Origin of the sequence: Streptomyces botrytidirepellens, assembly GCF_003721215.1 — a bacterium.
Taxonomy (GTDB): Bacteria; Actinomycetota; Actinomycetes; order Streptomycetales; family Streptomycetaceae; genus Streptomyces; species Streptomyces himastatinicus.
This window is the reverse complement of the sequence record NZ_RIBZ01000264.1, coordinates 1-13,875: the sequence shown is the minus strand read 5'-3', so window position 1 is coordinate 13,875 and position 13,875 is coordinate 1. Positions and strand designations below refer to the sequence as shown.

At 72.8% G+C, this 13,875-nt stretch carries 11 protein-coding genes; 3 read left to right on the top strand and 8 right to left on the bottom strand.

Annotation, left to right across the window (positions count from 1 at the left end; translation table 11 throughout):
* Both EEJ42_RS20755 and EEJ42_RS20750 read left to right on the top strand, forming a co-directional pair.
* Nucleotides 1-1,182 (top strand): alginate lyase family protein (locus EEJ42_RS20755; RefSeq protein ID WP_123101707.1); only part of this gene is annotated, 1,182 nt, incomplete at its 5' end.
* 169 nt (nt 1,183-1,351) lie between these two features.
* Complete coding sequence (locus EEJ42_RS20750; RefSeq protein WP_123101705.1) at nt 1,352-2,557, top strand: alpha/beta hydrolase; 1,206 nt, start codon at nt 1,352-1,354, stop codon at nt 2,555-2,557.
* On the opposite strand, the gene EEJ42_RS20745 is transcribed toward EEJ42_RS20750, so the two are convergent.
* The 7 genes from EEJ42_RS20745 to EEJ42_RS20715 all read right to left on the bottom strand — a co-directional run bounded on the left by EEJ42_RS20745 (nt 2,554) and on the right by EEJ42_RS20715 (nt 11,614).
* Nucleotides 2,554-3,771, bottom strand: coding sequence for a 2-oxoadipate dioxygenase/decarboxylase family protein (locus EEJ42_RS20745; RefSeq protein ID WP_123101703.1), 1,218 nt, complete (start codon nt 3,769-3,771; stop codon nt 2,554-2,556). The two genes, EEJ42_RS20750 and EEJ42_RS20745, sit on opposite strands and share 4 nt — an antisense overlap.
* Nucleotides 3,772-3,820: 49 nt before the next feature.
* A complete protein-coding gene (locus EEJ42_RS20740) occupies nt 3,821-4,831 on the bottom strand; it encodes a LysR family transcriptional regulator (RefSeq protein WP_184503180.1) in 1,011 nt (336 codons plus the stop codon).
* Nucleotides 4,777-5,487: an aspartate/glutamate racemase family protein gene (locus EEJ42_RS20735; protein WP_123101699.1), complete on the bottom strand. Its 711-nt coding sequence runs from the start codon at nt 5,485-5,487 to the stop codon at nt 4,777-4,779. The genes EEJ42_RS20740 and EEJ42_RS20735 overlap by 55 nt, the downstream gene beginning before the upstream one ends.
* A gap of 5 nt (nt 5,488-5,492) precedes the next feature.
* Nucleotides 5,493-6,821, bottom strand: a complete 1,329-nt coding sequence (locus EEJ42_RS20730) for an MFS transporter (protein ID WP_123101697.1) — start codon at nt 6,819-6,821, stop codon at nt 5,493-5,495.
* An 81-nt stretch (nt 6,822-6,902) separates the two neighbouring features.
* Complete coding sequence (locus EEJ42_RS20725) at nt 6,903-8,633, bottom strand: thiamine pyrophosphate-binding protein (RefSeq protein ID WP_123101695.1); 1,731 nt, start codon at nt 8,631-8,633, stop codon at nt 6,903-6,905.
* Between the two features lie 60 nt (nt 8,634-8,693).
* On the bottom strand, nt 8,694-9,806 hold the full coding sequence (locus EEJ42_RS20720; protein ID WP_221179393.1) for an NAD(P)/FAD-dependent oxidoreductase: 1,113 nt from the start codon (nt 9,804-9,806) through the stop codon (nt 8,694-8,696).
* Nucleotides 9,807-10,096: 290 nt separating this feature from the next.
* Entirely contained in the window at nt 10,097-11,614 is a 1,518-nt protein-coding gene (locus EEJ42_RS20715; RefSeq protein ID WP_123101691.1) for a cryptochrome/photolyase family protein, read from the bottom strand.
* A 230-nt stretch (nt 11,615-11,844) separates the two neighbouring features.
* Here EEJ42_RS20715 and EEJ42_RS20710 point away from each other — a divergent pair, with 230 nt between their 5' ends.
* Nucleotides 11,845-12,864 (top strand): DUF5954 family protein, encoded by a 1,020-nt coding sequence (locus EEJ42_RS20710; RefSeq protein WP_123101689.1) that lies wholly within the window; start codon nt 11,845-11,847, stop codon nt 12,862-12,864.
* A 13-nt stretch (nt 12,865-12,877) separates the two neighbouring features.
* Here the strand turns inward: EEJ42_RS20710 and EEJ42_RS20705 are convergent, their stop codons facing one another.
* Nucleotides 12,878-13,756 carry an SDR family oxidoreductase gene (locus tag EEJ42_RS20705; RefSeq protein ID WP_123101687.1) on the bottom strand — a complete coding sequence of 293 codons (879 nt, stop codon included), beginning with the start codon at nt 13,754-13,756 and terminating at the stop codon, nt 12,878-12,880.
* Between the last annotated feature and the right edge of the window lie 119 nt (nt 13,757-13,875).

Genomic DNA, 13,875 nt, shown 5'->3' with positions numbered 1-13,875 from the left:
GGCCTCACCGCCGCCCTCGCCGTCGGCGCCGGAACGGCCGCCGCCACCGGCGGCAGCGCGGGCGCCGCGCCCGCCACCTTCGCCCACCCGGGCATGCTGCACGCCTACGGCGAACTCAACCGCGCCAAGGTGCGGGTCGCCGCGGGCACCGAGCCGTGGCTGTCCGGATGGAACCGCCTGACCGCCAACCGCCACTCCGCGAGCACCTGGGCCCCCAACCCGCAGAAGACCATCATCCGCGGCGGGACCGGCGAGAACTACGGCATCCTCTACAACGACATCCACGCCGCCTACCAGAACGCCCTGCGCTGGAAGATCGCGGGCACCACCGCCCACGGCGACACCGCCGTCAGGATCCTCAACGCCTGGTCGGCCACCCTCACCACCCTCACCGGCAACGCGGACCGCTTCCTGGCCGCCGGACTCTACGGCTACCAGTTCGCCAACGCCGCCGAGCTCATGCGCGGCTACAGCGGATTCGACCTCGGCCGCTTCCAGACGATGATGCGCACCGTCTTCTACCCGCTCAACAACCAGTTCCTCAACCAGCACAACGACGCCTGCATCACCAACTACTGGGCCAACTGGGACCTGTGCACGATGAACTCGATCCTGGCCATCGGGATCCTGTGCGACGACGCCGCGAAGTACGACCAGGCGGTGAACTACTTCAAGAACGGCGCGGGCAACGGCTCGCTCCGCCACGCCGTCCCGTATCTGTACGACAACGTCGACGGCTACGCCCTCGGCCAGTGGCAGGAATCCGGCCGGGACCAGGGCCACACCATGATGGGCATGGGCCAGATGGGCGCCTTCTGCGAAATGGCCTGGTCCCAGGGCGACGACCTGTACGGCTACGACGGCAACCGCTTCATGAAGGCCGCCCAGTACGTCGCCAAGTACAACCTCGGCCACGCGGTGCCCTTCACCACCTACACCTGGGGCACCGGCCAGAACTGCGCCCAGCAGTCGCACACCGTGATCTCCGCCGCGAGCCGCGGCCAGGTCCGGCCCGTCTGGGACCTCCTGTACTACCACTACGGCCGCAGGCGCGGTCTGGACGTGCCGTACATCAAGGCCATCGCCGAGAGCGTCCGGCCCGAGGGCGGCGGCGGTGACTACGGCTCGACCAGCGGCGGCTTCGACCAGACCGGCTTCGGCACCCTGCTGTACGCCAAGTGACCACACGGCCTGTACGCCACGTGACCACGCGGCGACCCGACCCGGCCCGGCGACCCGCGTGGCCGGGCCGGTTCACCTCCTGGCTACCCTGAATTCCCGAGCTGGGCCCTCCTCACTGCTGACGGCGCCTGAGCCACACCGACGACAGTGAACAGGAGTACGGCCCGACATGAACGCCCGTGTCCGCACACCCTCACGCAGCGCCCTGCCCCGATGGGTGCGCCGCACGGCCCTCGGCCTCGGGCTGGTGGTCTCGGGGCTGGTGGCGCTCATCACCCTCGGTGCGATCGTTCCGGCCGTTCCCGTCCTCGGCTACTACGCGACCACCTGGGTCGGGCCGCGCCCGCTGTGGTACGTGGTCTTCGGCCTGCTCATCGCCGCGGGCGCGGTGGTGGCGTGGAAGCGCGGGAAGCGCAGGACGGCGGTGTGGACCACGGCCACCTCGGCGGTCACCGCCATCGGCGCGGCCACCGTGCTGATCACGCAGCTGCTCTACGCCCACTCCCAGAACGTGCCGGTGTCGGCCGCCGACGTCCTGGCCGTCGACCAGCCCACGGCCCCGCCGGACCACGTGATCGGCTTCGACCGCGTCGAGGGCCGCACGCTCAGGGCCGGGCTGTGGACGCCGCGCGCGGAAGACAGCCAAGGCGACAAGCCCATGGTGGTGTGGATCCACGGCGGCGGGTTCGCCACCGGCAGCCGGTACCAGCGGGCGGGCGACTACCGCTGGCTCGCGAACCACGGCTACCCCGTCCTGTCCATCGACTACCGGCTCACGCCGCCACCGCGCTGGAAGGACGCCTCCGACGACGTCGTCTGCGCCATGTCCCGGCTCGCCAGGCTGGCCCGCCCGTACGGCGTCGACACCTCCCGCACCGTGCTGGTGGGCGGCTCCGCGGGCGGGAGCCTCGCGCTGAACGTCGCGTACGGGCTGAAAACCGGACGCATCGCCAGCAGCTGCACCGCGCGGCTGCCCGCGCCGCCGGTCGCCGTCGCCGGGTTCTACCCGGCCGCGGACCTCAAGGGCACCTGGCAGGACAACGGCCTGCTGGGCTACGGACGCGAGATCACCGAGGGCTACACCGGCGGCACCCCCGCCCAGTACCCGGAGCGCTACGCCTACGCCTCCGCCATCAACCGCGTCCGCCCCGGGTTGATGCCGTCCCTCCTGGTCACCGGCGCCTCCGACCACCTCATCCGGGAGTCCCGGGTCCGCGGGCTCGCCGACCGGCTGCGGCAGGCCCAGGACGACGTCCGGTTCAACGCCATCCCCTACAGCGACCACGCCTTCGATGACACGTACCACAGCATCGCGGGCGCGGTCGGCCGCAACCTCCTCCTGCGCTTCCTGAACGGCACCGCGTCGCGCGCCTAGTCCGGGGGTGACGGCGGGGCGGCGGGCGGCGCGAGGGGGGCGATGCCCAGAGCTCGGGACGCGTCGTCCAGGGAGTCCTGGCGCTGCCGGGCGTAGTGCTCCACGGGGTCGTGTACGGGGCGGTCCAGCACCCCGGCCAGCCAGTCGGCGTCGAGGGGCGGGTCGGCCGTACCGGGGTCGGCCACCGGGCGGGGCAGGACGTCCTCGTAGACGATCGGCTCCGCCGTGATCCAGCCGCCGTGCAGCAGCCCGGCCAGCCCGGCGGGCGGCCCCAGACCGTCGCGGCGGCGGGCCGCGGGGTCGGTGGCGCGGTAGGTGAAGTATGCGAGGTCCTGCCGGGCGAGTCCGGCCTCCGTGGCGGGCAGGCACATGGCCCAGATCTTGGCGGCGGCCTCCTGGCGGGAGAGCACCGGGTCGATGGCGAGCAGCCGGTCGGTCTCGGCCGTCATCGCGTCGTAGCGGGCCCATCCCGCGGGGGTGAGCGCGATCCCACGGGCCTCCACCGCGCAGCGCGCGCCGAAGGACGCACGGCGCAGCAGGACGCCCGGGCCGTCCCAGTGCGGCGGACCCTGGATCCCACCGGTCATGGCGACGCCGCGGTCCGCCATGCGCCGGTGCAGGTCGTCGAGGTCGAAAACCCGGGGTGTGAGGTCCACCGGTGCGCGGGAGGGCAAGAAGGCGGCGGTGGCGAGGTCGAGGAACCGCCGCGCGCCCTCGGGCGGCAGCCCGTGTTCGGCCTCGGCGCGTTCGGCAAGGCGAAGCAGCTCCGGCGGGAAGACTCGCTGCTGGCGTTCGGCGGTGAAGGACCGGCGGTCGCCGGGGACGAGGACGGAGGTGAACACCCGGAAGGGGGCGCGGGCCAGTTCCCCGGGGTCGACCGGCCGGAACAGCGTCGAGACGACCGGGGCCGGGCGGGCCGCCGCGTCCCCCGGGGCGTAAGCGCCGACCGGGCACATCCCGAGAGCGGCGAAGATCTGGCCTACGGCGTGCAGCTCGCCGGGTGTCGCGACCCGGATGGCGGCGTGCCGCTCGGCGCGCACCCGCTCGATGCCGCCCAGGCGCCGTGCCCGGTCCCCGTCCCGGCGCAGCACATCGGCGTCGACCCGCGCGGCCACGTCCACGAGCGTGGCGTGGGCGGGCACCTCGCGGGCGTACGCGTCGGAGAGGGCGCGGGCGAATCGGGCGCGTAGCTGCCAGGGGGGTACCGCGTTCACGGGTGTCCTTCGGAAGTGGTCGGCTGTCCGCGGGCTTCGGCGGGGCGTGTCAGCCGGGGGTCGTGGCGAGCGGGGAGTCGACGCGGGCGCCGAAGGCCTCGGTCGTCCAGGTCACGAACTCCTCCGCCGCCTCGCGGATGGCGTCGACGCCCGCGGGCACCAGCGGGTTGGGGTCGGTGGACCGGTGCACGGCGAGGACCTTGCGGCGCGGGCCGCGGGTCCGCATGCGGCGCATCGTGATCGCCCGGTCGATGCCGAGGGAGAGGGCGGGGACCAGCGCGACACCGAGGTTCTCCCGCACGATGCCGCGGATGACGTCGTAGTCGTTGCTGGTGAAGCGGACTTCGGGGCGGAATCCGGACTGGGCGCAGAGCCGCAGGAGGTTGTGGTGGGCGGCGGTGCCCTCGTCGTTGGTGACCCAGATGGCGCCGGAGAGTTCCCGCAGGTCCACGTGGTGCGCGTCGGCGGTGTGCTGTTCCGGGCCGCAGAGGATGAGCAGTTCCTCGTCGAGGATCGGGCGGAGCGTCAGTTCGCCGGGCCAGCTCTCGGGGACGAGGTCGTACGCGTAGACGAGGCCGAGGTCCGCCCGGCCCTCGCACACGGCCAGGGCCACGTCCGTGGGGTCGCCGTCGTTCTGAAGGGTGATCTCGGCGTCGGGCAGCCGGGCGACCAGCCTGCGCAGCGCCTTGGGCAGGAGCTGGGCGCTCACGGTCGGGAACGCGGCCACCCTGAGCCGTCCCCGGTTGCCGTCGGCGTACGCGCGGATGTCCTCCTCGGCCTCCTCCAGCCGGGACAGCAGGGCGGTGGCGTGGCGGCCCATCTGGAGGGCTGCCGTGGTCGGCCACAGGTTGCGCGGGCCGCGTTCGAAGAGCCGTACGCCCAGAGCCCGTTCCAGCGCGGCGATCTGCTGGGACACCGCCGAGGTGGTGTAGCCGAGCTCCTTGGCGGCCCCGCTGAGCGAGCCGGTGGACAGCACCGCCTGGAGGGTCTGGAGATGCACCATGTTCAGCATGATCGTGTCCCGGGTGCCGTCGGCTCCGCGCAGCCGCCGTGCAGCCATCGGATGAGGGTGAGCGCGTCCCAGACGGGGCGGCCGGTGGCGGCCTTGATGGAGGCGGAGTAGGGCGGGAGGTTGGTGCATTCGAGGACGAACGCGCCGATGCCGGGGTGCTCTTCGAGCACGGCCTGTGCCGCGGCCACCACCTCGGCCTCCGCGCGCGGCACGTCGAGGGTCTCGTCGTCGCCGGTGAGCACGGGGAAGAGGTGCTCGGTGTGTTCCAGACCGGCGAGGTGGACGCGGTCGCGCAGGGCGGGCCCGACGCCGACCGCCTGGAGGTGGGCGTCGGTGAGCGTGCTCGCGTTGACCGTGAGCACACAGCACTTCTGGTCGTGGCGCAGCGTCTGGAGCACCAGGGGGACCTGGAGGAGGCTGGAGGTGGCCACCGGGACCCGCAGGGCGTCGGCGAGTTCCGGCTGGTGGACGGCGAGGAAGCCGCAGCAGGTGGTCACGGCGGCCGCCCCGGCGTCCTGGAGGCCGGTGGCGGCGGCCGTGAGCGCGGGCAGCAGGCCCTCGGCCGAGCGCTCCACCACCTGGCGGGTGCCGGCCCCCGGGGCGACCGCCATGGCGACGGGGAAGTCGAAGCTGGCGGGGTTGCCCACGTCACCGGACGGGCGGGGAATCCGGTTGTCCAGCATGACGATCCCGATGTCCGCCATCGTCTCTACTCCTTCGTCAGTGTGGTGCGGTGGGTCTCCTCGAGCGCTATCACGCAGATCAGCGAGATGACCGCCGCCCCGATCACGTACCAGGAGACTGCCATGCCCGACCCGGTGGCGGACACCAGCGCGGCGGCGACCAGTGCCGCCGGTGCCCCGGCGACCACGCTGGACATCTGGTACGCCACGGAGGCTCCGGTGTAGCGGTAGCGGGTGGGGTACTGCTCGGCGTACAGGACGCTGTTGAGCGCTCCGGTGGGGCCGTAGCCGCACACCAGCGCCAGGATGATCGCCAGCGCGATCAGATACGGATTGCGCGTGTCCAGCAGCCAGAAGAAGGGCACCGCGAACAGGGCGATGAACAGGGTGCCCGCGAAGTACACCGGGCGGCGTCCGATCCGGTCCGACAGCGCGGCGTACAGCGGCATCGCCGGGAGCAGCAGCGCGGCGCCGATGAGCACCCCGCTCAGCGCCCAGGACTGCGGCAGTCCCAGATCGCCTTCGACGTAGGACAGCGAGTACACGGTGAAGAGGTAGTAGCCGATGGTGGACGCGGCCTGCACGAAGATCAGCAGGAGGGTCTGCTTCTTGGCGTGGCGCAGGACCTCCGCGAGGGGCAGCTTCGGCCGCCTCCGCGCGTCCTTGAGCGCCTGGAACTCGGGCGGTTCTGGCAGCCGTTTCCGCAGGTAGAGGCCGAAGGCCACGAGCAGTCCGCTGAACAGGAACGGGATCCGCCAGCCCCAGCCGAGGAACTGCTCCTCCGGCAGCAGCGAGAACAGCGCCACCATGCCCGCCGAGGCCAGCTGCCCCGCCGGTACGCCCAGCTGGCAGGCCGAGGCGTACAGCCCGCGGCGTTCCGTGGGGGCGCTTTCGACGATGAGCAGTGCCGCGCCACCCCATTCGCCGCCGAGTCCGATGCCCTGGAGCATGCGCAGGAACACCAGCAGGATCGGGGCGAGGACACCGACCTGGCCGACGGTGGGCAGCAGCCCGATCGCGAAGGTGCCGATACCCATGATCAGCAGGGTGGCCACCAGGGCCTGCCTGCGGCTGAGCCGGTCGCCGAAGTGGCCGAAGATAACACCGCCGAGGGGCCGGAAGAAGAACGCGACACCGAAGGTGGCCAGGGAGGTCAGGGTGCCCGCGGTGGAGCCGAGGTCGGAGAAGAACACCTTGGGGAACACCACTGCGGCGGCGCTGCCGTAGAGGAAGTAGTCGTACCACTCGATGGCGGTGCCGGTGAAGCTCGCCCGGGCGGCCCGCATGGCGGTCGGATGGTCGACCGTGGGGACGGCGGAATCAGGCGGTGTGGAGAGTGTTGCGTGAGCCTCCATGAGCGGATCCTTCCGGGAACCTGCACGTGCTGTGAAGAGGGCGGACGATCGGGCAGGGGGATACGGCGGGGGCGGGCCGGGTCAGTACACGGGGCGGCCGGTGGACCGTCCGGTCAGCACGGCCTCCCAGGGCGCGACGGGCGGCGGCGCGTCCTTGTGCTCGGGTACGGGGACGTGGACGACCGACGGCCCCTGGCGGCCGACGGACTCCTTGACCAGCACGTCCAGCTGGTCGAGCGTGGTGGCCCTGGCGCCCGGGAGACCCATGCCGGTGGCCAGCGGGACCGGGTCGATCGGCCCTGGGTCCACCCCGAAGTAGCGCCGCTCGAGGAACAGGTGCTGGAGCATTTTGATCCAGCCCATGGAGGTGTTGTCCAGCACGACGTAGGTGATGGGGAGCGCGAGGCGGGCCGCGGTCTCCCAGTCGCCGACGCCCATGGCCAGGCTGCCTTCGGTGGTGACGCACAGGACGCGCTCGCCCGGGTGGGCGACGGCCACGCCGATCGCCGCCGGGATGGCGTAGCCCATCGGCCCGTGGCCGCGGGGGATCACCACCCGCCAGCCCTCCCCCGCGCTCTCCCAGTACGCCGAGAGGTTCGGCGTCGGGGTGCCGGGGTCGGCCACCACCCAGGCCCGCGGGCCGAACACCCGGTGCAGGACCCGGATCACCTCGCGGGGCCGGAGCCGCCCCTCGCCCGGGTCCGGCAGCTCGTCGGCGGCGGTGCGCGCCCAGGCGTCCCGTACGGCGGCGATGTCCGCCTCCCGTGCCGCCCGGGCCGCGGCGGGGGCGGCCGGGAACCGGTCGCGCAGCTGGTCCAGCACGGTCGCCGCGTCACCGACGAGGGGCACGCTGCCGGGAAAGTTGCGGCCCGCGCGGGAGGCGTCCGCGTCGATCTGCGCCACCCGGACACCGGGGTCGCGGGGCGGGGAGGTGTAGCCGTTGGTGTCGGTGGAATTGGCCCGGCTGCCCACGATGAGAACGGCGTCGGCACCGGCCAGGTAGTCGTTGGCGTAGCCGCGGCAGCCGTTGCCGCCCGCGACGCCGAGGGAGAGCGGATGGTCCTCCGGGACCGCGCCCTTGCCGTGGATCGTGGTGGCCACCGGGAGCGCGCCGTGCTCGGCGAGCGCGAGCAGTTCCCGCCAGGCGCCCGAGGCGTGGACACCGCCGCCCGCGAAGATCACCGGTCGCTCCGCGCGCGCCAGATCCGCGGCGACGCCCGCGACGGCGAACTCGGAGGCGCCGGGGCGGGCCGCCGGGAGCACCGGTTCGCCCTCGGGAACGGCGACCGCCGCGTGCTCCTCCAGGACGTCCTCGGGGAAGATCAGCGCGACCGGTCCGGGGCGGCCGCCGGTGGCGGTGGCGACGGCCTCCGCGACCAGCGCGGGGATGTCCGCGGCACGCTCCGCGGTACGGCACCACGTGGTGACGGCGCCGAAGAGCGCTTCCTGGTCGATCTCGGTGATGGCGCCGGAGCCACGGCTGCGCCGGTGGATGTCACTGGTGATCGCCAGGACCGGCACGCTGGAGGCGTACGCCTCGCCCAGGCCACCGGCCAGGTAGACCGCGCCGCCGCCGCTGGACGCCTCGCACACGCCGATCCGCCGGTGGGTCCTGGCGTAGCCGTCGGCCATGTAGCCCGCGTGCCGTTCGTCCCGGGCGAGTATGTGGCGCAGGGCGTCGGTGTGCCGCGCGAACACGTCGTACAGGACGACGCCGGTGTCGCCGGGGACGCCGAAGACGGTGTCGACGCCGTGCCGGACGAGCGTCGCGACGAGCAGTTCGGCCCCGGTCGGATTCGTATCGCAAGCCATGGCGGGCTCCGTTCGGAAGACGGATCGGAAGACAGCGCGGGAAGCGGCTCGGAAGACGGCTCAGAAGACGGCGGTTTCGAGTTCGAGCGCCCGGTCGGTGAACCGGGACAGCCGCAGCGCGGAGAGGTCCAGGGGCGGGGCGCCCGTCAGCCACCACTCGGCGAGCGCCGCGCCGACCGCCGGGGACTGCATGAAGCCGTGACCGGAGAAGCCCGCCGCGACCCACAGCCCCGGCACCTCGTCGACCGGGCCGACGATCGCGTGGTCGTCGGCGGTCATCTCCCGCAGCCCGGCCCAGCCCCGGGTGACCTCCAGCCCTTCCAGCGAGGGGAAGCGGTGGGACAGCGCACCGGCCAGGGACTCGACCCGCGACCAGTCCACCGTCGCCTGTTCGCTGCTGGGCGCGTCCCGGTCGTTGCCGCCGACGATCGCCGTCCCGGCCGCCTCGGGGTGCACATACGCGCCACTGGCCATGTCGACGGCGAGCGGCAGCCCGCCGTGCAGGGCGGGCAGCGGGCCGGTGGCGAACGCCTGCCGGGGGTGCGGCCGTACGGGGATGTCCACCCCGCACAGCCGCCCCACCCCGCGGACCTGCGGCCCCGCGGCGAGCACGACCAGCTCGGCGTCGAGCGTGCCGTTCGCGGTCCGCACGCCGCGTACCGCGCCGTCGGCGTCCGTGACGATCCCGCGGAACTCGGTGTGCTGCCGGAGCTCCGCCCCTCGGGCCCGCGCTCCGCGCAGATATCCGGCGACGGCGTCGGCCGGGGAACCGGACCCGTCCTCGGCGGAGTAGGTCGCACCCAGCAGGTCGTCGGTCCGGATCCCGGGAAAGAGGTCGGCCGCCTGCCGCGGGTCGAGCATCGTCACGTCGACGCCGAGGGACCGCTGGAGTTCCGCGTTCTTCTCGAAGGTACGGAGGGTGGCGAGGTCCGAGATGAGGAAAAGGTAACCATGTTGACGGAAATGCATCGGCGCGCCGGTCATTTCTTCGAAGTCACGCCAGAAGGGGAGCGAGCGGCGCACCAGCTCGATATTCACGCGCGTCGAGAACTGCTGCCGGATGCCTCCGGTCCCGTACGCTGTCGTGCCTTCTCCCGGCAGTCCGCGTTCCACCACGGTGATATCGCGGTATCCGCGTTCGCTCAGGTGGAAGGCGATGGAGGTACCGATCACGCCNATCGCGGTATCCGCGTTCGCTCAGGTGGAAGGCGATGGAGGTACCGATCACGCCGCCGCCGACGATGATGACGCGGCCGCCGTTCAGTGTTTCCCGGCGCAATTGGAACCTCCTGAAGGGCGTGCGGTCACGGTGTTGCGTCAGTTGTAGACCCGGCTCCCACGGCGAACAAGAGGCACGAGATGCAGTGATACTTCACGCGCCGTAAAGCGTTCGTTCACCTCTCACCCGGACAGGAATTCAGAAAGCGCCCGAGTACGCCTCGGAAAAGAGAGCCGGCATCGCCTCACGGCGCGGCGTCGCCCCGCTCCGTGGCCTGCGCGAGCACCTCCGGCAGATCGCCCAGCCGGTCCAGCCCCCGGACCGCCTGGGCCATGCGGTGGTTCCCGGCCAGACGCTCCCGGTGCCGGTGCAGAAAGGACCAGTAGCCGGTGGTGTAGGGACAGGCCCGCTCACCGGTCCGGTCCCCCGGGCGGTAGGCGCAGGGGCCGCACAGATCGCTCATCCTGTTGATGTACGCCCCGCCGGAGGTGTACGGCTTGGTCGTCATGAGCCCGCCGTCGGCGTACTGCGACATGCCGACGACGTTCGGCAGCATCACCCAGTCGTAGCCGTCGACGAAGCAGCGGTGGAACCAGTCGGTGACCGCCGCCGGGTCCCAGCCGTCCTGGAGCGCGCGGCTGCCGAGCACCATCAGCCGGGGGATGTGGTGGGTCCACCCGGTGTCCCGGACCTGGGCCAGCACCGTGGCCAGGCAGCGCGCGGTCACCGCGTCGGCGTCCAGGTCCAGGAACCAGCCGGGCAGCGGGGCGGTGTGGCGCAGGGCGTTGCGGCCGCGGTAGTCCTCGCCGAAGTGCCAGTACAGATGCCAGACGTACTCCCGCCATCCGGCGATCTGCCGTACGAACCCCTCGGCACCGGCCACCGGCGCGCCACCGTCGCGCCACGCGCGCTCCGCCCGGTCCACGCACTCGGCCGGGTGCAGCAGTCCGAGGTTGAGCGGGGCCGACAGCCGGCTGTGGCACATGACCGGGTCCGCCGCGAGCATCGCGTCCTCGTACGGCCCGAAGCAGGGCAGCCGGTGGGTCACGAAGTGGCGCAGCGACGCCAGCGCCTCGCGCCGGGTGGCGGGGAAGCGCCGCGGACCGTCGCGGCCGACGAAGGAGACCGTGCCGTCGCGTTCCCAGCGGTCCAGGTCGTGCCGTACCCGGTCGTCGATCTCGTCCTCGTCGGGGCGCCAGGGTCCGGGGGTGTCGAGGGTCCGTGCCCCGCGCGGCGGCGGTTCGCGGTTCCGGTCGTCGAAGTTCCACCGCCCGCCCGCGGGCTCGTCGCCCTCCATCAGCAGTTCGTGCTCGCGGCGCACCCAGCGGTAGAAGTCCTCCATCCGCAGCCGGCCGCGGGCGTGCTCCCCGGCCCATGTGGCGAAGTCCGCCATCGTCACCAGGAAGCCCTTCGCGGGCAGCACGTCGACCTGGCCGAACGACTCGACCAGCGCCAGCGCCCGGCGGGAGGTCGGGTGGCAGACCGTCACCCGGTCCCGTCCGGCGGCCTCGGCCAGCCCCTCGCGGTACGTCCGGGCCCGGACGTACCGCACGCGGTCGCCGAGTTCGGCGGCCCGGTGGCGCATCGCCGACAACAGCAGATGCGCCTTGGCCCGGTGGAAGCGGCGGCGGCTCAGCACCGACCGCGCCTCGATCATGATCAGTGGGGCCTGGGCGTCGGGGCCGTGGTGGCGGTGGTCGGCGAAGTGCGGGCCGAGCTGATCGCCGAAGAGCCAGTGCTGACGTGTCGTCCGTGTCGTCATGGTGCGAACGCCTTCCCGCGAACACCGAAATGTCAGGCTATGCGCCGCGGCCGCCCGCCCGTCCACGACGCGCCACGCACCGCCCTCCGGTTACTGCCCGAGCACCCCCATCGCTGCCTGGCGACCGCCCGGCGACCGGCGGACAGACGGTAGTGACATCGGATTTAAGGCTTTTGATCACTTGGGGCGTTCCCGCCCGTGTTCCACCCGGAAGCCCCGACAATGTGCGCATGGCCGAACACTGGAAGCGAAAGCTGGACCGGCTCCACGCGGATCTGGTGCGGCGTGACGACCCCGCCGCATGGGTGACCGAAGCCGACGCCGTGGACGCGTCCTCCCGCTATCCGCATCTCGCCCTCCGCGGACCCGTCTTCGGCCTGGCCGTTCAGGACCCCGCCGCCGGGGAGCACTGGCGGCTGGTGAAGCCGGTGACCAGCGGCACGCCCCAGGAGGCCCGGGACGAACTGAACTCGCTCCTGTGGTTCAAGGCCAAGGACGACACCGACGACCCCGCCACCCGCCGGGCACTGCTCGCCGCGGTGGCCCGGCTCGAGAAGAAGCCGCTGAACGAGGTGTCCGTGCTCGGTGTGCGCTACCGGGTGGTGCGCGGGGACGAGTTCGCCCGCACCGGCGAGCACAACCTGGAGCCGCCGCGACCCACCGACCCGGAACCGTCCCTCATCTCCTGGGACGGACGGCACGAGGCCCGGTCGCCCGACACCGGCTTCGTCCTGGACCCCGAGCAGGACGAGGCCGGGCTGATGGCGGGCGCCATGAAGCTGGCGCTGAGCACCTTCGCCTACTCCGGATCCCGGTTCCCCGCCGTCGTGCGCAAGCACTCCGAGCGGGCCGTCACCACCCATCCCGACATCGTCCTGCTGCCCGTCGGCTTCGGCGTGGCCGAGCGCGCCGGACAGCGGTGGCGGCCGCAGAGCGCCCTGATGCCCACGCCGCACGACGCGCGGCGGCTGCTCTACCAGGGGATGGCCGAAATGTGGCCGATGCTCTACGAGTTCGGCGAGCGCAAGAGGGCGGTCTACGCACGGGCCGCCGAGGAATTCAGGCGCGCCCGCCGGGCCGACGAGGCCCGCGTGGACGGCCGCCTGTTCCGGATCTGCCGCATCGAGCGGATGGTGCGCAGCGGCCGCGACGGGCCGGAGCCGCCGCGCCCCTCGGACCTCGACGACTACGGCCCCATGAAGATGCACCCGACCATGGACGAGCACGGCACCCTCCACGACAACGGCTGACCCCGTGGCGTCCTCAGTCCTCGGCCGCCGTCTGATCCGCGCGGCCACCGGCCCCGAGGAGCCCGGTCGCCTCGAAGCGGGTCCGCTCGGCCAGCCGGGGCAGCTCCCGCGCGGAGAACCACGTGACCAGCGGCGGCAGCAGGGGGCGGACCGGCTGGGCGAGGCGCAGCCAGGACGGTGCGTAGACGGTGGCGGCGCGGCGTTCGACGGCGGTCACCATGCGCGCGGCCACCGTGGCGACGGGGTGGACACGTCGGGCCGGTGGCGGCATATGGGCGCGCAGTTCCCTCAGCACCCCGTACCGGTCCACGTCGCGGATCATGTCGGTGGCGGTCCAGCTCAGATAGCCGATGCCGACACCGACGCCCTGGTGGGCGAGTTCGGCGCGCAGGGACTGGGCGAAGGATTCGGCGCCCGCCTTCGAGGCGCAGTACGCGCTCATCATGGGCGCGGATCCGAAGGCGGCCGTCGAGGCGATCTGGAGGAAGTAGCCGCGGGTGGCGAGCAGTCCGGGCAGAAAGGCCCGCGCGGTGTTCGCGCTGCCGATGAGGTTCACCTCGATGACGCGCCGCCAGGTGGCCGGGGGCGAATCCCCGAAGGGCCCGCCCTCGGCCACGCCCGCGTTGGCGACGACGACCGACGGCCGGCCGACGCGGTCGTGGATCAGCCCGGCCACCCGGTTCATCGCCGCGTCGTCGGCCACGTCCACCGCGTAGCAGTGGGTTTCCGCGGCGAGCGAGTCGGCCACCTGCGCGAGGGTTTCCTCTTCGCGGCCGAGGAGGACGACCCGTGCGCCGCGCCCCGCCAGTTCCCGGACCATGGCCGCGCCCAGTCCGCGGGCGGCACCGGTCACGACGGCGAGGCGTCCGGTCAGGGGGCTGGGGTTCCGCACGGTGGCGCTCCCGGGTCGTAGGGCGGGTGATGCGACCGTACGGGCCCGGCCCTGGCCGCGGCGCGATCATCGCCGCGGCCATCGGTCGGCGGCACCTGTTCGGCGGCGCGGCCCCGCTG